The sequence below is a fragment of the Paucibacter sp. Y2R2-4 genome (assembly GCF_025717535.1).
Taxonomy (GTDB): domain Bacteria; phylum Pseudomonadota; class Gammaproteobacteria; order Burkholderiales; family Burkholderiaceae_C; genus Paucibacter_A.
On sequence record NZ_JAJIRO010000004.1, the window covers coordinates 298886 to 317346 of the forward strand.

Annotated in this window: 15 protein-coding genes; 12 read left to right on the forward strand and 3 right to left on the reverse strand. The window is 63.2% G+C overall.

The features are described 5' to 3' along the window. Positions 1-3: 3 nt before the first annotated feature. From LNV06_RS16530 to LNV06_RS16540, 3 genes are all read right to left on the reverse strand, one after another. Entirely contained in the window at positions 4-3105 is a 3102-nt protein-coding gene (locus tag LNV06_RS16530; RefSeq protein WP_263539396.1) for a chemotaxis protein CheB, read from the reverse strand. A gap of 182 nt (positions 3106-3287) precedes the next feature. Then, on the reverse strand, positions 3288-3680 hold the full coding sequence (locus LNV06_RS22605; protein ID WP_318013506.1) for a hypothetical protein: 393 nt from the start codon (positions 3678-3680) through the stop codon (positions 3288-3290). A gap of 103 nt (positions 3681-3783) precedes the next feature. After that, on the reverse strand, positions 3784-5145 hold the full coding sequence (locus tag LNV06_RS16540) for a serine/threonine-protein kinase (protein WP_263539397.1): 1362 nt from the start codon (positions 5143-5145) through the stop codon (positions 3784-3786). 50 nt (positions 5146-5195) lie between these two features. Between LNV06_RS16540 and argS the strand changes: the two genes are divergently transcribed. The 12 genes from argS to LNV06_RS16600 all read left to right on the forward strand — a co-directional run bounded on the left by argS (position 5196) and on the right by LNV06_RS16600 (position 18105). Beyond that, the gene (argS, locus tag LNV06_RS16545; protein WP_263539398.1) at positions 5196-6914 is read left to right on the forward strand and encodes an arginine--tRNA ligase; all 1719 of its coding nucleotides are present in this window, start codon (positions 5196-5198) and stop codon (positions 6912-6914) included. Then, positions 6911-7672 (forward strand): SPOR domain-containing protein, encoded by a 762-nt coding sequence (locus tag LNV06_RS16550; RefSeq protein WP_263539399.1) that lies wholly within the window; start codon positions 6911-6913, stop codon positions 7670-7672. Before argS ends, LNV06_RS16550 begins: the two co-directional genes overlap by 4 nt. Before the next feature lie 126 nt (positions 7673-7798). Next, a complete protein-coding gene (locus tag LNV06_RS16555) occupies positions 7799-8485 on the forward strand; it encodes a thiol:disulfide interchange protein DsbA/DsbL (RefSeq protein ID WP_263539400.1) in 687 nt (228 codons plus the stop codon). Positions 8486-8522: 37 nt separating this feature from the next. Next, entirely contained in the window at positions 8523-9182 is a 660-nt protein-coding gene (locus LNV06_RS16560) for a thiol:disulfide interchange protein DsbA/DsbL (protein WP_263539401.1), read from the forward strand. A gap of 77 nt (positions 9183-9259) precedes the next feature. After that, a complete protein-coding gene (gene lptA, locus LNV06_RS16565; protein ID WP_263539402.1) occupies positions 9260-9904 on the forward strand; it encodes a lipopolysaccharide transport periplasmic protein LptA in 645 nt (214 codons plus the stop codon). Continuing rightward, positions 9901-10692 carry an LPS export ABC transporter ATP-binding protein gene (gene lptB, locus LNV06_RS16570; protein ID WP_263539403.1) on the forward strand — a complete coding sequence of 264 codons (792 nt, stop codon included), beginning with the start codon at positions 9901-9903 and terminating at the stop codon, positions 10690-10692. Before lptA ends, lptB begins: the two co-directional genes overlap by 4 nt. A gap of 95 nt (positions 10693-10787) precedes the next feature. Continuing rightward, positions 10788-12305 (forward strand): RNA polymerase factor sigma-54, encoded by a 1518-nt coding sequence (locus LNV06_RS16575; protein WP_263539404.1) that lies wholly within the window; start codon positions 10788-10790, stop codon positions 12303-12305. Between the two features lie 11 nt (positions 12306-12316). Beyond that, complete coding sequence (locus LNV06_RS16580) at positions 12317-13144, forward strand: AraC family transcriptional regulator (protein WP_263539405.1); 828 nt, start codon at positions 12317-12319, stop codon at positions 13142-13144. A gap of 93 nt (positions 13145-13237) precedes the next feature. Further along, positions 13238-14206 carry a DMT family transporter gene (locus tag LNV06_RS16585; protein ID WP_263539406.1) on the forward strand — a complete coding sequence of 323 codons (969 nt, stop codon included), beginning with the start codon at positions 13238-13240 and terminating at the stop codon, positions 14204-14206. 49 nt (positions 14207-14255) lie between these two features. Further along, complete coding sequence (locus tag LNV06_RS16590) at positions 14256-14771, forward strand: outer membrane protein assembly factor BamE (RefSeq protein WP_263539407.1); 516 nt, start codon at positions 14256-14258, stop codon at positions 14769-14771. A gap of 50 nt (positions 14772-14821) precedes the next feature. Further along, positions 14822-16132, forward strand: a complete 1311-nt coding sequence (locus LNV06_RS16595) for a THUMP domain-containing class I SAM-dependent RNA methyltransferase (protein ID WP_263539408.1) — start codon at positions 14822-14824, stop codon at positions 16130-16132. Between the two features lie 86 nt (positions 16133-16218). Then, on the forward strand, positions 16219-18105 hold the full coding sequence (locus tag LNV06_RS16600; protein WP_263539409.1) for a pentapeptide repeat-containing protein: 1887 nt from the start codon (positions 16219-16221) through the stop codon (positions 18103-18105). Positions 18106-18461 lie beyond the last annotated feature (356 nt).

An 18461-nucleotide genomic window follows, 5' to 3' on the forward strand; every position in this document is an offset into this window, starting at 1 on the left:
AACCTACAAGGAAGGAAGCGGCTTGACAGACGTCAAGCAACGCTCGGTGCTGGCCACAGCATAGTTGCGCCCTTCGCTATCGCGCAAGAGCAAGGTGGTCAACGTCACGTCCAAGGTCACCCCCGCCTTGTTGAGGCGCTGGGTTCGCAGCGGCAATGTTTGGTCACTGCGCAGCAACTCCTCCAGGCCCTGCGCGCGCAGCGAGACCGGCACCCGGTCACACAGATTCATGGCCAGGGCTTCGGCTTCGCTCCAGCCGTAAAGCTGTGTGGCAGCCGGGTTCCAGGCCAGGATGCGGCCGCTCAAGTCCTGCACGACCACCGCGTCAGCGGCGTCACGCACCACCACAGCCAAGCGCGTCAGCGAGTGAGCATCATGCAGTTGCTGCCGCGCCCGCACCATATCGCTGATATCCACAAAAGAGATCACCGCCCCTTCGATCACATTGTCTAGGGTTCGGTAGGGCTGTATGCGCATGGTGCACCAGCGCCCCTCGGTGGTTTCGACCTCGATGGACTTGGGCATCAAGCTGTCCAGCACCGCTTGCACATCGGGCACCAGTCGGTCATAGCCGACCAGCTTGGAGACCAAATGCCCGACCGGGCGCCCGGTGTCACTCTGAATCAAATGAATGAACTGGGTGGCCGCCGGCGTGAAGCGAAGAATGCGCAGCTGGTGGTCCACAAACACAGTGCCAATGCCGGTGCCGGCCAGCAGATTGTTCATGTCATTGTTGGCGCGAGACAGGTCCACCACCTTGGTGTTCAGCTCGGTATTGACGGTGGCCAACTCCTCGTTGACCGACTGCAACTCTTCTTTGGAGGTTTCCAGCTCTTCATTGGCAGACTGCAGCTCTTCGTTGACCGACTGCATCTCCTCGTTGGCCGACTTCAGCTCTTCATTGGCGCTTTCCAATTCTTCTTGGGTGCTTTGCAGGTATTCATCCTTGGCGCGCAACTCGCGCTCCAACTCCTCCACCCGATTTCTCAGGCTCGTTAACAAACGGGCTGAATCGTCCAGGGGCGAGGCCGCAAGGCTGCCCGGCACCGAGCCTTCGCCAGCCTCTGAAGGCGCAAGGGTCACCAGCGGCTCGGCCTCGACGGGGGCGCCGGGAGCCTCCTCCAAAATCACCAAAAACAAACTGGCCTGCGGCGACTGGGAAGCCGCCTGAATAACCGGCCGCACGGTCAAATTGACAGAGACGACATGGCTGTTGCTGCGCACCCGCAGGCCCGTCAGCTTGACCGTATCTTTCAGCGTGACGGCCTTGTGCAAGGCCATGCTGAGCTCATGGCGCAAGCCTTCCCGCGCCATCTTCAAAATATTGTTGACCCCCACCTCACCCGGCGCCAACTCGAGAAACAAGCCGGTACGCCCGTGCAGATAAAGAATGTCCCCCTGCTCATTGACCAAGGCGCCAGCCGGCACCACCTGGAGCAAGAGGGCTTGTTCGGTAAGTTCTCGCAAGGATGGCTTCATGGCATTCGCTGGCTGAGCGCCGCCACGCATGGGCACAGCGGCAGAACTGGCCCCAAGTGCGGCCAGGCGCAAGGCCGACAGCTGGGGCAATGAAACAGGCAATCGTCCGCTGCCCGGCCGCAGTTGACCCAAGACATCGGCTTGGCGACGAAACAGCTTGGCCTTGCGGTCCACCGGGTAGAACAAGGCATCGAATTCACCCACGCCTTCGCTGGAACCCAGAAACAAACAGCCGCCCGGTCTAAGCGCATAGTGGAACAGCGGAATCAAACGCTTTTGCAGCTCGCTGCCCAGATAAATCAGCAGATTGCGGCAGCTGATCATGTCGAGCTTGGAGAACGGCGGGTCCTTGATCAAATCATGTTCGGAGAAGACCAAGTGATCACGCAAGCTCTTGCGCACCCGGTAGCCGGAACCCTCGGTCTCGGCCACAAAGAACTGCGCCAAGCGCTCGGGCGAAACATGGGCGGCAATGCTGCTGGGGTAGCGTCCCTCGCGCGCACTGGCAATGGCCCGGCTGTCGATGTCCGAGGCGAAGACCTGCAAGCGGTAGTCCCCCGGCAGGCTTTTCAAATGCTCCAGCAAAAGCATGGCAATCGAATAAGCCTCTTCCCCGGTTGAGCAACCCGCCACCCAAACCCGAATCACCGAGCCAGGCTCTTTGCCCTCAAACAGGCTGGGTAGCCCCAATTGCGCCAGGGCTTGAAAGGCCTCGGGGTCACGGAAGAAGTTCGTCACGCCAATCAAAAGGTCGCGGAACAAGGCCTCCACCTCTGCCGGCGACTGCTGCAGGTAGCGCGCATAAGCCTCGACCGATTCGATCTGATGCACCGCCATGCGCCGATCAATACGCCGGCAAATGGTGGTGGGCTTGTAGTTGGAAAAATCGTGTCCGGTCTGCGCTCTCAACAAGACAAAGATTTTGCGAAGCTCAGACTCTTGCTTACCGCTGCTTTCGCTGGGCCGCAGTCGGGCACCGCCATGGCGGGCATAGGCCAGCAACTTGGCCCCCATGTCGGAAGCGGGCATTTCAAAGTCCACCACACCGGTGGCCAAGGCGGCACGTGGCATGCCGTCAAACTCGGCCGAGGCGGGCGACTGCACCAGCACCAATCCACCATGCGCCTTGATGTCCCGCAGGCCATGACTGCCATCACTGCCCGTCCCAGACAAGACGATGGCCACCGCCCGCTCGCCCAGATCCAGCGCCAGCGAGCGGAAAAAGAAATCAATCGGCAGACGGTGGCCACGTTTGGCCGCCGGCTCCAGCAATTGCAAGCGACCATTCAAACAGGCCATATCGCGATCAGGCGGGATCACATACACATGGTCAGCTTGCAGCAGCATGCCGTCTTCCACCTCCCGAACCGGCAGACGGGTATGGCGCTGAATCAACTCAGTCAAAAGGCTGTTGAAGTCAGGCGCCAGATGCTGCAAGAGCACCACCGCCATGCCCAGATCGGCTTGCGCCGAGAGGCCGGCAAAGAAGGCCTCAAAAGCTGCCAGCCCACCGGCCGATGCGCCCACCGCCACCACGGGTACGGGCAAGCCAGCAGCGCCCCCCACAGACGAGGGCTCGGTGCTCGTTGAAATCGCGGAGAGGCTAGGCCTGACGCCTTCGTTCATGAAGTCCTTTGATGGCGAGCATCCCGTTCGGGATGCGGGCCGCCGATTCTCACCTCAAACCATCAAGGTCCAGGCAGGCCGAAGAAAAGCGCCGCTGTAGAAATAGCGAAACCCTCGCGTGGAGGGTTTCTCATTTCATTCGAGGCCAAAGCCTAGCTTGCAAAGCCCGCCACGGGGCTTGCTTACTTGGCCGCAGCCGCGTCAGCCACGCACTTTTTCTCGAAGGCGGTCTTGGCGGCGCCGTGCAGCTTTTTCTCGGCTGACTTGGCGGCGCAGCTGGTCGCCGCATCATTGGCCGGGGCCGAAGCAGCGCCAGGGCCGCCATCGGCAGCGCACTTCTTGACGAAGCTGGTCTTGGCCGCGCCATGCAGCTTCTTCTCGACGGCCTGCGCTTCGCAAGCCGGGTTAGCGGCAGCGGGGTGATCGGCATTGCACTTCTTCAAAAAGCTGGTCTTGGCGGCGCCGGCCAGCTTTTTCTCGGCCGCCTGCGCGTCACAAGTCGCTTCGGCCGCATGAGCAGCCACACCGCCAAATGCCAGGGCCAACACCGTCACCAAACCAAACAGCTTCTTCATGGATCAATCCTCTTGAGTGAGTACAAAACGAACGCCCTGCGGCGAGTGCAAATTGAACGTTAGCGACATTCAAGCATGACAACGCGACAGACTCAAGACGGGTTTACATGATTCGGCGAGGATGGGCCAAAGACTCATGGGCGGCATGCAGGCGCCGCACCAGCACCTGAATGAAACCACGGTCAAAGCGGTGCTGGCATTCGGGGCTCAGCGAGCCCAATGACTCCGGCGTGAACGAGATCGTGGTGCAAATTTCACTGACCCGAACATCGGTGCTGTGCCGGCGCAAATCGGGGTTAGGCGCCAGATAGGCCATTTCGCCCACCGAGGTGCCCTGCCCCAGGCTGGCCACCTTGTTGCCGTCGCGGAACACCTCCACCGCGCCCTGCGCAATGATGTGAAAGGTATTGCCCTCTTGGCCTTTTTTGTAGAGCGCATGGTCAACCGGAAAGCGCCGCCAGCGCGCCCGGTGCACCACTTCCCACAACTCCACATCGCCAAAGTCGGCAAAGAACTCCAGTTCGCGCAACATATTGAAGCGCTCGGAATCCTTCACCTCATACAGCCTTGCCAGCGGCACCAGTTGCTTGGCCACCAACTCCGAGAGCGCTCGGCCAAAAGCCTCCCAGTCGGTATAACGTTCGGCGGGGTGTTTGGACAAGGCCTTCAGGATCACGCCGTCCAACTCGGCCGTCACGCCGCCGCGCAGGCCCACCAAGGTCGGCGCGGCTTGGTGGTAGATCTGGTGCATCAAGGCCATTTGATTGGGCGCATCAAAAGGCGGGCGGCCGGCGATCAGGTGATAGAGCACCGCGCCCAAGGCATAGATATCAGCGCGGCAGTCCACATCGCCGCCCTCGATCTGCTCCGGCGGCATATAAGCCAGCGAGCCCACCCGGTGCACCTGGGTCTGATCGGAGTTCAGGTTCAAGGCACTGCCAAAGTCGCTGACCTTCACATCAGTGACCTGGCCCTGGGTGTCCAACACGGCCAACAAATTCGCCGGTTTGACGTCCCGATGGATCAGACCCTGGCGGAACACATAGCTCAGCGCCATGGCGCACTTGAAGCCGAGCTCCACAATCTGGTCCAGCGGCAAGAGCCGGTCGCTGCGGCAAAAATGCTTCAGCGTGACGCCGGGCACATACTCCATCACCAGATAGGGCGAATCCTGCTCGGGCACCGCGTCGAGGATCTGCACCACATTCGGGTGCTGCAGGCGACCGGCCAGCGCCGCCTCGGCGGCATAAAAGCGCGAACTGAAGTCGCCTTGCTGGCCGAGCCGGCTGTTGCTGGCCCAAAAACGCATGCGTTTGATGGCGACCTCGGTCTGCCGAAATGCATCAAACGCCAAGAAGACATCGCTGGTCGCGCCCTCGCCCAAGCGCCGCAGCACCTTGTACTTGCCGATATAGGCGGGCAAGTCGGGGCTGGCTTCGAGGGGGAGGTCGAGGTCCGAGGACATGCCGAACATCATACGCAAGCAGGGGCTGTGGGCACCCGTAGAATTGCTGCATGATCCAAGCCAAGCACGACCTGCTCGCCGCCCTGGGCGAAGCCATCCAGGAAATCAGCCCCGGCGCCACGCTGGCGGCCGCCTTTGAATCGCCCAAGCAGGCCAGCCACGGCGACTTCGCCTGCACGGCCGCCATGCAGCTGGCGAAACCGCTGAAAAAGAACCCCCGAGAACTGGCCCAGGCGCTGATTGATGCGCTGAATGCCAAGCCAGCCTTCCAAACCTGGGTGGCGGCGATGGAAATTGCCGGCCCCGGCTTCATCAATATCCGCCTCAAAGACGCCGCCAAGCAGGCCGTGGTCAGCGAGGTCTTGGGCGCCGCCGAGGCCTTTGGCCAGCAGCCGGCCAATGAGCGCCATGTGATGGTGGAATTTGTCTCCGCCAACCCGACCGGGCCATTGCATGTGGGCCACGCCCGCCAGGCCGCGCTGGGCGATGCGCTGTGCAGCTTGTTCAAGACCCAGGGCTCCGACGTCACCCGCGAGTTCTATTACAACGACGCCGGCGTGCAAATCGCCACCCTGGCCAACTCCACCCAGTGCCGACTCAAGGGCCTGAAGCCTGGTGACGCCGGCTGGCCCGAGAGCGCCTACAACGGCGACTACATCCAGGACATCGCCGACGCCTTCCTGGCCAAGAAGACGGTGGTGGCCGATGACCGCCAGTTCACCGCCTCCGGCGATATCGAAGACCTGGACAGCATCCGCCAATTCGCCGTGGCCTATCTGCGCCACGAGCAAGACTTGGACCTGCAGGCCTTTGGCCTCAAGTTCGACAGCTACTTCCTGGAAAGCAGCCTCTACAGCAGCGGCCGGGTCGAAGACACCGTCGCCAAGCTGATCGCCAATGGCAAGACCTTTGAAGAAGGCGGCGCGCTGTGGCTGCGCACCACCGACTACGGCGACGACAAAGACCGGGTGATGCGCAAGTCTGAGGGCGGCTACACCTACTTTGTGCCCGATGTGGCTTATCACATCGACAAGTTCCAGCGCGGCTACAGCAAGTGCATCAATGTGCAGGGCAGCGACCACCACGGCACCATTGCCCGGGTGCGTGGCGGCCTGCAGGCGGCCGACGTGGGCATCCCGCAAGGCTTCCCCGACTACATCTTGCACAAGATGGTCACGGTGATGAAGGGTGGCGAGGAGGTCAAGATCTCCAAGCGCGCCGGCTCTTACGTGACGCTGCGCGACCTGATCGACTGGACCAGCCGCGACGCGGTGCGCTTCTTCCTGATCGGCCGCAAGGCGGATACCGAGTTCATCTTCGACGTCGACCTGGCGCTGAAGCAAAACGACGAGAACCCGGTGTTCTATGTGCAGTATGCGCACGCCCGCATTTGCTCGGTGATCCGCAACTGGGTGGCGCGCGGCGGCGATGAGTCGACGCTGAAGAGCGCCGACCTGAGCCTGCTGAGCGCGCCGACCGAGGCCGCACTGATGCTGAAGCTGGCTGACTACCCGCGCATGCTCAGCAGCGCCGCCGAGTCCTTGGCACCGCACGATGTGGCCTTTTACCTGCGCGACCTGGCCGGCAGCTATCACAGCTACTATGCGGCCGAGCGCGTGCTGGATCAGGCGCCCGAGCTGAGCCAAGCCCGGGTGGCCCTGCTGGCCGCCACCCGCCAGGTGCTGCGCAACGCACTGACGGTTCTGGGCGTTAGCGCGCCCGAAGTGATGTCGCGCGAAGTCGCCAACGAGTCCACGGAGAACGCATGAGTCAACAGGGCGCAAAGCCACAACAAAAGACCGCAGCCAAAGGCAAAGCCCAAGGCCAGCGCGGTGGTTTCGTTCTGGGGCTGATCGTCGGTCTGCTGCTGGGCCTGGCCGTCGCCCTGGGCGTGGCGCTCTACATCACCAAGGTGCCGGTGCCCTTCATCAACAAAGTGCCGCAACGCACGGCCGAGAACGACGCCGAAGAAGCCGCCCGCAACAAGAACTGGGATCCGAACGCACCTTTGGCCGGCAAGGCCGGTGCCAAGATTTCCAGCGGCGTCGTCGGTGGCGCGGCTCCGGCGGGCTCGGTGGCCGCGTCCGCGCCCACAGCAATGGCGACGCCCAGCCCGACGCCTACGACTGCGGCGGCCTCAACCCCCTCAAGCGCGAATCCAGCGCCGGCAGCCACAACAAAGCCCGCTGAGAAGACCGCCGAGAAAGCTACTGAAAAGGCTGCTGACAAGGCGGAAAAGCCCACTGACAAGAAGACCGATGCCAAGACGGCAGCGGCCGCTGCGGCCGATCCCTTCATCTACTTTGTGCAAGCTGGGGCTTTCGTGAAAGCCGAAGACGCCGAGCAACAGCGCGCCAAGCTGGCCATGCTGGGCTTCACCGCCAAGGTGATGGAGCGCGAGCAATCGGGCCGCACCGTGCTGCGGGTGCGCATCGGCCCAATGGACGGGCGCGATGAGGCCGAAGACTTGCAGAAAAAGGTTGAAGCGGCCGGTATCGAAGCCAATCTGGTCCGGGTGCAACGCTAACGAGACTTGCGGCTCCTCGGTGCCAGCGCCAACAGCCGCAGGCTGCCGGGCCAGCCCGCTCATCCTCAAGCGGCTCAGCCTGTTTTATTCACCCCTGATTCCCACTGTCCGCCCTAGGAATTGAAGATGATCAAGCGACGCGATTTCTCTGCCACTTTGGGTCTGGGGACCCTGGCAAGTCTTGGACTGGCTGGCGCAATGCCCGGCCTGGCGCATGCCCAGGGTGGCCCGGTGGAAGGCAAGCAGTTCGAGCGTTTGGCGGCCCCGCTGCCGCCGGCGCAGCCAGGCAAGATCGAGGTGATTGAGTTCTTCTGGTACGGCTGCCCACATTGCTTTGCCTTTGATCCCGTCCTGAGCGCCTGGGTCAAACAGCTGCCGCCGGATGTGAGCTTCCGGCGCCTGCACGTTTCTTGGAACGCTTACAACAAGCTGCATCAGCGCTTGTTCTTCGCTCTGGAAGCCATGGGCAAAGAGGCCGAATTGCATGACCGCGTGTTCCAAGCCTTCCAAGTCGAACGCCTGCCACTGGACAGTGAGAAAGCCATCACCGAGTTGGCCGTCAAGCTGGGCCTGGACGGCGCCAAGTTCAGCGCCGCCTTCAACAACTTCGGCATGAACGCCAAGTGCGAGCAGGCCAACAAGCTGTCAGAAAGCTATCGCATCGACGGTGTTCCGGCTCTGGGCGTGGGCGGCATGTTCCTCACCTCGCCCTCCAAGGCCGGCATCCGCGGGCAATCGGAGCAGCTGCAAGGCAAACAAGCGATCGCCGTGGCCGATCACCTGATCAATCTGGCGCGCCAGCGCAAGGGCTAAGACCGCCTGGCCCGCGACACACAAGGAAGCACAGTCGATGATGAAGATTCCACGCCGCCGTTTCAACGCCAGCCTGCTCGGCTCTGCCGCGCTGACCGCCGCTGGCCTGCCCCAGTTGAGTTGGGCCCAAGGCGGCACGCCGGTCGAAGGCACGCAATACCAGCGACTGGCCCAGCCCTTGCCGGCCGCTGCCAGCGGCAAGATCGAGGTGTTCGAGTTCTTCCTCTACACCTGCCCGCATTGCTATGCCCTGGACCCGCTGCTGAGCGCCTGGAGCAAGCAGTTGCCGGCCGATGTGGTGCTGCGCCGCATTCATGTGGGCGTGGGCGCCATGCACAAGCTGCACCAGCGCATGTTCTACGCGCTCGAGGCCATGGGCCGCTTGGGCGACTTGCATGAGGCCGTGTTCAAGGCCTTCCACGTCGATCATGCCGAGTTGACCGACGAGAAATCCATCACCGCCCTGATGGGCAAGCTCGGAGTCGACACTGCCAAGTTCAGCGCCGCCTTCAATTCCTTCGGTGCTCAAACCCGCCTCGGCCAAATGGCCAAGCTGGCCACCGACTACAAGGTCGAAGGCGTGCCCGCACTGGGCGTCGGCGGTCGCTACCTGACGGCGCCCAGCATGGCCAAGGGCAATGCCCAGGCGCTGGCCGTGACAGATCACCTGATCAAGCTGGTGCGCGGCAAGGCTTGAGCCTGATGGGCAAGAGCGCTCGGGCTAGAATGGTCTGCAAGAATTGTGCCGCCATGCAAAACCCTGAGCCCCGCCCTATGAAAACAGCCGCCGAACGCTTGCTCCAGCAGGCCCTGGGCTTGGGTTTGGCCGCCCTCTTGATCCTGAGCGCTAGTTCGCCCGCGCTGGCGGAGAAGGCGGACCGCCTCAAGCCCTTGAATATCGCCTCGGAAAAAGGCGGCCGCATCGATGTGGCCAATCAACGCACCGAGTTCCTCGGCGACGTGGTGTTGAGCAAGGGCAGCATCTTGCTGCGGGCCGAACGCGTCGATTTGCGCGAAACCGGCGACGGCTATTACCAAGCCTATGCCAATGGCCAAACCGGCAAGCAGGTCAGCTTCCGCCAGGCCCGCGATGTGCCGGGCGAAGCCATTGAAGGTTTTGCTGACCAGATCGAATACGACACCCGCAGCGACGCGGTGCGCTTCATTGGCAATGCGGTCGTGCGCCGTACCGTCGGCACCTCCGTCGGCGACGAAGTCACTGGCGCGGTCATCGTCTATGACAACCGCAGCGAAGTGTTCACCGTCGAAGGCGGCCAGAGCTCGCCGCACCCAAGTGGCCGGGTGCGCGTGGTGATGATGCCGCGCGGCGAGGCCGCAAGCGGCAGCACGGACGCCAAAACACCCGCCCTGCCGCTGAAGCCCAGCACCGAGTTGCAGCCGCCCCGCAAACCCTCATGAGCAGCGCCGCCGTCTCGCATCCGCCGGCCGCCTTGGAGTCTGGCCCGCGCAGCCGCCTTGAAGCCGAAGGCCTGGCCAAGAGTTATGGCGTACGGCGCGTGGTCAAGAATGTGCATCTGAGCGTTGGCAGCGGCGAAGTGATTGGGCTCTTGGGCCCGAACGGCGCCGGCAAGACGACCAGTTTTTACATGATCGTTGGCCTGGTGCGCGCCGATGCCGGCCAGATTCGCATTGACGGTCAAGCCGTTGAGCACCTGCCAATTCATCAACGCGCCCGCCTCGGCCTGAGTTATCTGCCGCAGGAAGCCTCGATTTTTCGCAAGCTGACGACCGAGCAAAACATCCGCGCAGTGCTGGAGTTGCAAGTAGGTCCAGATGGCCGCTCGCTGCCACCCAAGCGCATCAATGAGTTGCTGGAAGGCCTGCTGCACGACCTCAGCATCGAATCACTGCGCGACAGCCCGGCACCGGCCTTGTCCGGCGGTGAGCGCCGCCGCGTCGAGATCGCCCGCGCCTTGGCCACCCAGCCACGCTTCATCCTCTTGGACGAACCGTTTGCCGGGGTGGACCCGATCGCGGTGCTGGAGATCCAGCGCATCATCGGTTTCCTGAAGGCGCGCGGCATCGGCGTGCTGATCACCGACCACAATGTGCGCGAGACGCTGGGCATCTGCGACCGCGCTTACATCATCAGCGAGGGTTCGGTGCTGGCGGAGGGCACACCGGACGAGATTGTCGACAACGCCGACGTGCGCAAGGTCTACCTCGGCGAAAACTTCCGCATGTGAGCCATGGAGCCCCCACACTCACTCCGTTCATTGCCCCCCGAGGGGGCGCAGGCCTGCCTTGGGGCGGCCCGGCGCCAGGCCTGACGGGCTAACAAATGAAGCCCTCACTACAGGTTCGGCTGAGCCAGCATCTTTCATTGACGCCGCAATTGCAGCAGTCAATCCGGCTCTTGCAATTGTCGACTCTGGAGCTGAACCAAGAAGTCGACCAGATGCTGGCGCAGAACCCGCTGCTGGAGACCGAAGAGGACTACAGCGTGGCCGCGCCGGAGTTGGCCGAGATGCGCAGCAGCATCAGCGAGTCCACCGCCGCTGAAGACAGCGGCGCCGACCTCGAAGTGGGCGGCGGCAGTGAAGGCCCGGCCGAAATTCAAGCCGAAGACTTCGGCAGCACCGAGCGCGAAGACTGGGAGAACGGCACCGAGCGCGACGACTTCGACGGCATCCGCGAGCAACCCACCAACAGCGGCAGTGGCAGCGGCGGCGATGAAGACGGCGAACGGCAAGACCAATCCAGCGGCGAAATCAGTCTGCAAGAGCATCTGGTGCAGCAAATGGCCGGTATGAGCTTGTCGGACGCCGACCGCATGGCCTTGCATGTCTTGATCGAATCGCTCAACGACGACGGCTATCTGGAAGACGGCCTGGACGAGATCGCCGCCTCACTCAGCGAAGACGCTGAGGAACGCGAGGATCTGTTGGACCATCTGCGCATTGCGCTGAAATGGCTGCAACACATGACGCCCAGCGGCGTTGGCGCCAAGGACTTGTCCGAGTGCCTGGAGTTGCAATTGCGCGCCCTGCCCCGCAGCCAGGCGCAGATGATTGCCATCATCATCTGCAAGCGCCATCTGGAACTGCTGGCCCGGCGCGACCACAAAAAGCTGATGGCGCTGACCGGCGCCGATGACACTTTGCTGCGCGAAGCGCAGGCCTTGATCGTCTCGCTGGAGCCCAAGCCGGGGCGGGCCTTTGCACGCAGCACGGCCGCAGCAGTGATTCCCGATGTGATCGTGCGCAAGGTCGGCCGTGAGTTGCGCGTCATCATCAACCCCGAGGTGGCGCCCAAGCTGCGCATCAACGAGATGTACGCCAATGCCCTGCGCCAGACGCGCGGCGGCATCACCAACAGCGCGCTCGGTGGTCAGCTCCAAGAAGCGCGCTGGTTCATCAAGAACATTCAGCAGCGCTTTGACACCATTTTGCGGGTCTCGCAAGCCATTGTGGAGCGGCAAAAAGCCTTCTTCACCCATGGCGCTTTGGCGATGAAGCCACTGGTGCTGCGCGAGATTGCCGATGAGCTGGGCCTGCATGAGTCGACCATCTCGCGCGTCACCACCGCCAAGTACATGGACACGCTGTTCGGCACCTTTGAGTTGAAGTACTTCTTCGGCTCGGGCCTGAGCACCGAGGCCGGCGGCGAAGCCTCCAGCACCGCGGTGCGGGCGCTGATCAAGCAGTTCATCGATGCGGAGAACCCGGCCAAGCCGCTGTCCGACAGCGCCATCGCGGGCATGCTGGAAGAACAAGGCATTCAGGTCGCGCGCCGCACCGTCGCCAAATACCGCGAAGGCATGAAGATCGGCACCACCACCATGCGCCGGGTCAGCTGAGTTGCAGCGTCATGGAGCGGGTACGAATCCTTCCCGCCACCCTGGCTGGCCTGTACGCCACCCACACCGTCAGCGCACGCAGTTACCCCAAGCATTGGCATGACGGCTATGGCATCGGCCTGATCGACGCCGGCGCCCAACGCAGCGCCAGCGGCCGCGGTCAGGTGCATGCCGCCGCAGGCGATCTGATCACGGTCAACCCCGCCGAGGTGCATGACGGCGAAGCACTCGGCGGTCAGGCTCGGCAATGGCGCATGCTCTATCTGGAGCCTGAGCTGATGCAGCAGCTGGCGCAGGATCTGGGCGTGCCGGCGCCGCAGCGGCTCGAGCTGAGTCGCCCAGTTTTTTCAGACCCGCAGCTGGCCCAGCGATTTGTGCATGTGTTCGGTGCCTTGGAAGCTGCAGATCTTGAGGTCGACCGCCTCGCTGCCGAAACTGAGCTGCAAGAGATGCTGGCGGCGCTCTTGGCCTCTTATGCGAATCAAACGCCGCGCGAAGTCAAGACGCTGGGATTTGCGGCCATGGAGCAGGTGCGCGCGCGTCTGGCCGATCAATCCGACCTCACGCCGAGCCTGGCCGAACTGGCGGACTTGGCCGGCCTGAGCCGGTTTCAATTGCTGCGCAGCTTCAAGCGGGCCTATGGCCTGCCGCCGCACAGCTATTTACTGCAATGCCGGCTCGCACTGGCTCGCCGCCAAATTGCTCAAGGCCACGGCTTGGTCGAGGTGGCGCTGAGTTGCGGCTTTGCCGACCAAAGCCATCTGACACGGGCGTTTCAGCGTTTTCTTGGCTTGACGCCGGGCGCCTATCGCCAGGCTCATGGCGGCAATCGACGCTGAACCCATCAGGCCGGGTGCCTGCAATATTGTTCAAGACCGCGTGCGGCAGGCCCAGCAAACTGAGAGTTCAGTTTTCAAATACCGCATCGCCCGATGAACGAACAAACCCGCGCCTCAATCTACTGCGCTTTGGCCATGATCTTGGTCGGCAGCACCGTGGTCGCCAGCAAACTGATCGCTGCAGGCCTGCCGCCTTTTACCGCCACCGCACTGCGCTTCGCCATCGCCCTGCCGGTCTTCCTGCTGTTGCTGCGCTGGCAGGGCACCCGCCTGCCCCGGCTGGGCGAGCTGAGCCGGGGCGACTGCGCGCTCCTGCTTTGCCAGGCCGCCGCCGGCAGCGTCGGATACACCGTCTTGATGATTGCGGGCCTGCGCCTGGCCCTGGCGGCCGATGCGGGCGTGATCGCCGGTACCTTGCCGGCCATTGCGGCGCTTTTTGCCGTGCTGGTGCTGGGCGAGCGGCTCGATCGCCGGCTCGTCCTGGCCGTCACCTTGGCCTGCCTGGGCCTGATCGTGGTGAATGGGTCCGCAAGTCCAGAACATGCCCCGCAGCTCGCCGCAGCGCCAAGTCCCGCTTCGGCAGCGGGCCTTGGCCTGGGCAATCTACTGATTCTCGGCGCCATCGTCTGCGAGGCCTTGTTCATCCTCTTAAACAAAAAACTCCAGCAGCCGCAACCCGCCGTGGTTTTGTCCGCCTTGATGTGTGCAGGCGGCATCGTGATCGCCCTGCCCCTGGCCTGCTTCGAATGGTCATCGATAGACCTGTCGTCTGCGCATTTGCTGCCGGCACTGCTGGGTGTGGCCTATTACGCGCTGCTGCCCACGGTACTCGGCTTCGTGCTTTGGTATGCCGGCTCAGCCCGACTTTCCAGCGCGCGCGCGGGCTTGTTCACCGCGCTGCTGCCGGTTTCGGCGCTCTTGTTCGCGGCCTGGGTGCTGGGCGAGGCCATCTCTGGCCGGCAGTTGCTGGGCATGCTGTGTGTGCTCGCCGCCATGGGCTTGATGGCCCTCGTCCCGCAACAAGCCCGGCCCGACAAAAACACAGCGAGCACCCGGGCTTGATCGCTTGGCGCAGAATCACTGCATCACTTGCCTACGACAGGGACCGGGAATGTTGTCATCCAAACGCGCCTTTCACCGACTGCCAGCCATCGCCGTTCTGATACTGGCACTGGCCGGCTGCGCCAGCTTAGACCCTGCCCGCGGCATTTCGCCGGGCATGGCAGCCGCCGAGGTGATGGCTCGTTATGGGCAACCGGTACGCGTTTGGAATGATGTCGACGGTGGGCACACCTTGGAATATTCGCAGCAGCCCATGGGTCAGCACTGCTATATGGTCAAGATCGGGTCAGATGAGCGGGTCCTGAGCCTGCAAGACACCTTGCAACAAGCCGGTCGCGAGCGCATTCAAGCCGGCCTGACACCCGAGCAAGTCAGCCGCATTCTGGGCAAGGAACGCAGCCGTATGTTCTTTAGGCTCAGCGGTGAGGACGTCTGGGACTGGAGCATTCCCGATGAGCCCGGCGGCAAGCGCCATCGCTTCAATGTGCATTTCAAAGACGGCGTGGTGCTGCGCACCAGCTACAGCACGATCTTTGACGACGATCGCATGGACCTGTTTCGCTAAAGGCGCCGAGCCAAGCAAGCGCCCGAGCTGCTTCCTGGGACAATAGACCCATGGCCGCCAAAGAAACCCCCAAGAACCTGCACTATCTCTTCGTCTCCTGCCCCTCGGGCGTGGAGCGTTTGCTCGACGAAGAAGTGCGGGCCATCCTGCCCAAAACGCATATCGAGGTGCTGCGCGGCGGCATCGCACTGAAGAGCGATCTCGAGGGCGTGATGAAGCTCAACCTCGAGTGCCGGCTGGCGCAGCGCGTGCTGATCGAGCTGATCTCGGGCGGCTATCGCCATGAGGACGATATCTACGCCCTAGCGCGCCGCATCGACTGGACGCAGTGGATCACCCCTGCCGAGACAATTCGCGTCGACACCACGGCACGTCACTCGCCGCTGCAAAGCCTCAACTTTGCCAATCTGCGCGTCAAGGATGCGATCTGCGATGTGCTGCGCGACGCCACAGGCGAGCGCCCCAGCGTGGACACCCGCTTCCCCGATCTGCCGGTGATGATGCACCTGAGCGAGACCGACGCCACGCTCTATATCGACACCTCGGGCGAGCCGCTGTTCAAGCGCGGCTGGCGTGAAGACAAGGGCGATGCGCCGCTGAAGGAAACCCTGGCCGCCGCCATGCTGGCCGCCGCCGGCTGGAAGGGCACGCCCGAGACCGGCGGCGCGCTGCATGACCCCTGCTGCGGCTCCGGCACCATCGCCGTTGAGGCCGCGCAGATCGCTTGCGGCATGGCCGCCGGCATGCAACGACGTTTCTCCTTTGAAAAGCAACTGCCTTTTGTGCCGCTGCGCGGCCGCTGGCAAGCCATCAAGCAAGCCGCCAAGGATCGCGAGCATGCGCCGGCGGTGCCGATCTTTTGCAGCGATGTGTCCTTCCGTATGGTCGACTTTGCGCGCCGCAATGCCGAGCGCGCCGGCGTGGCCCAGTACATCCAGTTCAACGGCGGCGACGCCCTGGAGCGCCCAGCGCCCGAACTGCCCGAGGGCATGCCCGGCACCATCATGATGAACCCGCCTTATGGCGAGCGCATCGAGGTGCGCGGCAAGGCCGGCAATGTGCAGATGAGCCGCGACGCCTATGGCTCTGAAGCCCGCGACGGCGGTGACGACTTCTTCCCCCGCCTGGCCTCGCACTGGAAGCGCGCCTACACGCTGAACCCAGCCGGCTGGACCGCTTGGCTGCTCTGCCCGGACATGAAGCTGCCCAGCAAGATGCGGCTGAAGGAATCGCGCAAATTCCCGATGTGGAACGGCCCGATCGAATGTCGCTTGTTCCGCTTTGATTTGATCAAGGGCTCGGCACGCAAGCCTCGTGGGGGCGAAGATCAGCACCCTGAAGAAGGCGCGCCTCAAAGCTAAAGGTCTGAGCTAGGCTGTGAGTTCGCCTTGGGAAAACGCGACTCCACATGCTCAGCGCAACTGCAAGACCTCCGTCATATTTCTGCGTGACTCCACACCGCTGGCATCACCTGATCGGCACCCTTGCCATCGCTTTGGCGGGCACGGCCCAGGCTGCCAGTTGCTCGATGGAGGGCGGCCCCGAGCAGCAATTCCTGGGTGCCAGCCTGCTGTTTCGCGGCAAGCTGATCGACCAGCGAGAGCTCAGCGAGGCTGAGCGCAGTAAAGATCCCAAACGTCCCTCTACGCGCACCTTGCGCGGCCGCTATCTGCTGCTGGAATCCTTCAAGGGGCCGGCAGCTCAGGCCATCATCACCGTGGACTCGCCAGCCGGTGGCGACGCGGCGGGCGGTTTCAATGACGCCATCGGCACGGAACGCCTGATGGTGGCCTTGGGCCAGTCCGGCAGCGGCTACTGGAGCGATCTTTGTTTATGGAGTCCAGGTCCGGAGCTGTTGCAGAAGCATCAGGCCGAGCGACGCGATTTCGAGGCCCGCATCAAGACAACACCCGACGATCCTGCGCTACAACAGGCTTATGGCAGCTTCCTGCTGCGAGCTCAGTCCTTTGAGCAGGCAGCGCAGGTCTTCGACACTCTGTTGCAAGGCTGGCCAGCAGAGATCGACGCCCGGCTTGGCCTGGCGCAAGCCCGCTTCGGTCTGGGCCACCATGACCAGGCCCTGGGCGGCTTTGAGGCGGTGCTGGCCGAGCAGCGCGAGAACGCCCCGGCCCTGCGCGGACGCAGCGAAGCGCTGATGCGCATGGGTCGCTACGCTGAGCTGGCCCAGCCCGGCTTGGCGCTCCAGGGCTATCAGGCCGCGCAAGGTGAAGCCGGTAATTTTTCGGGCAAGGACCTGCGCGGCGCCCAGTTCCAGTCTGCCCGGTTGCACAGTTTCGACTTCAGCGGCGCCGATCTGCGCGACAGCGATTTCCGCGACGCCAAACTCGACAACAGCAGCTTCGTCGGTGCAAAACTGGACGGAGCTCGCTTTGCCGCTGCGCCCAGCACCGCCGATGGCGCTGCGCCAGCAGGCACCGTCGCCTCGCTATCGGGCGTGGACTTCAGCCGCAGCGAGCTGCGTCAGCTCGATCTTTCGCGGCTGCGCCTGAGCCAGGCGCGCTTCGTACAAGCGCGGCTTCAGCAGGTGAATCTGCGCCAGGCCCAGCTCAGTGGGAGCGATTGGCAAGGCAGCCAGGCGGAAGCGCTGGACTTGTCTGGCGCGCAGCTCGATGGCGCCAATCTTCGTGGCGCCAGCTTCAGCCACAGTGATCTACGCGGAGTCTCTTTTGCCGGCTACAGCAGCGAGTTCTTCACCATGGCCGATCTGCGCGGCACCGATCTGTCCAGTGCGCGCCTGGATCTGGTTCGTTGGATGCCGACCCTGATCGACTGCCACACCCGCTTCCCCGCCGACCTTGATCTGCGAACCCTGCCCTTGCTGCCGCTATGGCAAGGCTGCGAAGGCAACCCGCCGCTGACGGGGCTGAGCCAAGGCCACCCGTATGCGCCCAGGCAGCGCCAAACCTATCCGGCCTACGCCAGTCGTCCTGGCATTAGCTTCCATCACTTCGCCGGGCAGAACATGCCGATGCAAGACCGCAATCTCGCCGGCTACAACGTCTCTGACAGCGACTTCAGCGGCAGCGATTTCTCACGCGCCGATCTGAGCGATCTGGCGATTGATCACAGCAACTTCGAAGGCAGCGATTTCCGCCAAGCGAATCTGCAGCGGGCACGCTTCTGGAAGGTCAGCTTGCGCGGCAGCGACTGGCGTGGCGCCGATCTGCGTGGAGCGATCTTTCTCGACCTGGATCTGCGCAGCACGCAACTCGCCAGCGCGCGCTTCGAGGGCGCTTGCTACAACGCCGCCACCCGCTGGCCGGCTGGCTTCCAGGCACGCAAGGCCGGCTTGCGGCGCTGTGAGGTGTCCTGAAAAGGATGAGTAAAGCGCTACCCGAGACCTTACGCCGCGCGCTTCTGGCCCTGCTCGCCGGGTTGGGTCCGCTGGCCGTCTGCGCCTGCGAATGCCCGGTATCGCCGCTTGACCCTCAGGAAGAGCTGGCGGCGGTGGGCCTGATCTTCGAAGGGAGGCCGGTCTACAGCCGCCTGCACTTCGAAGGGATGGGCCAGGTCAAGATAAGGACCCGCTGGTCCATAACGCGTGTGCTCTACGGACCAGTCTTGCGCACAATAGAAATTGACTCTCCTACGGGAGGGTCCGCCAGTTGCGGCTTCGAGTTGCGCTTGGGCGAGCAGCAAGCGTTGGCCGCCCGTGGTTCGCCTCAAAAG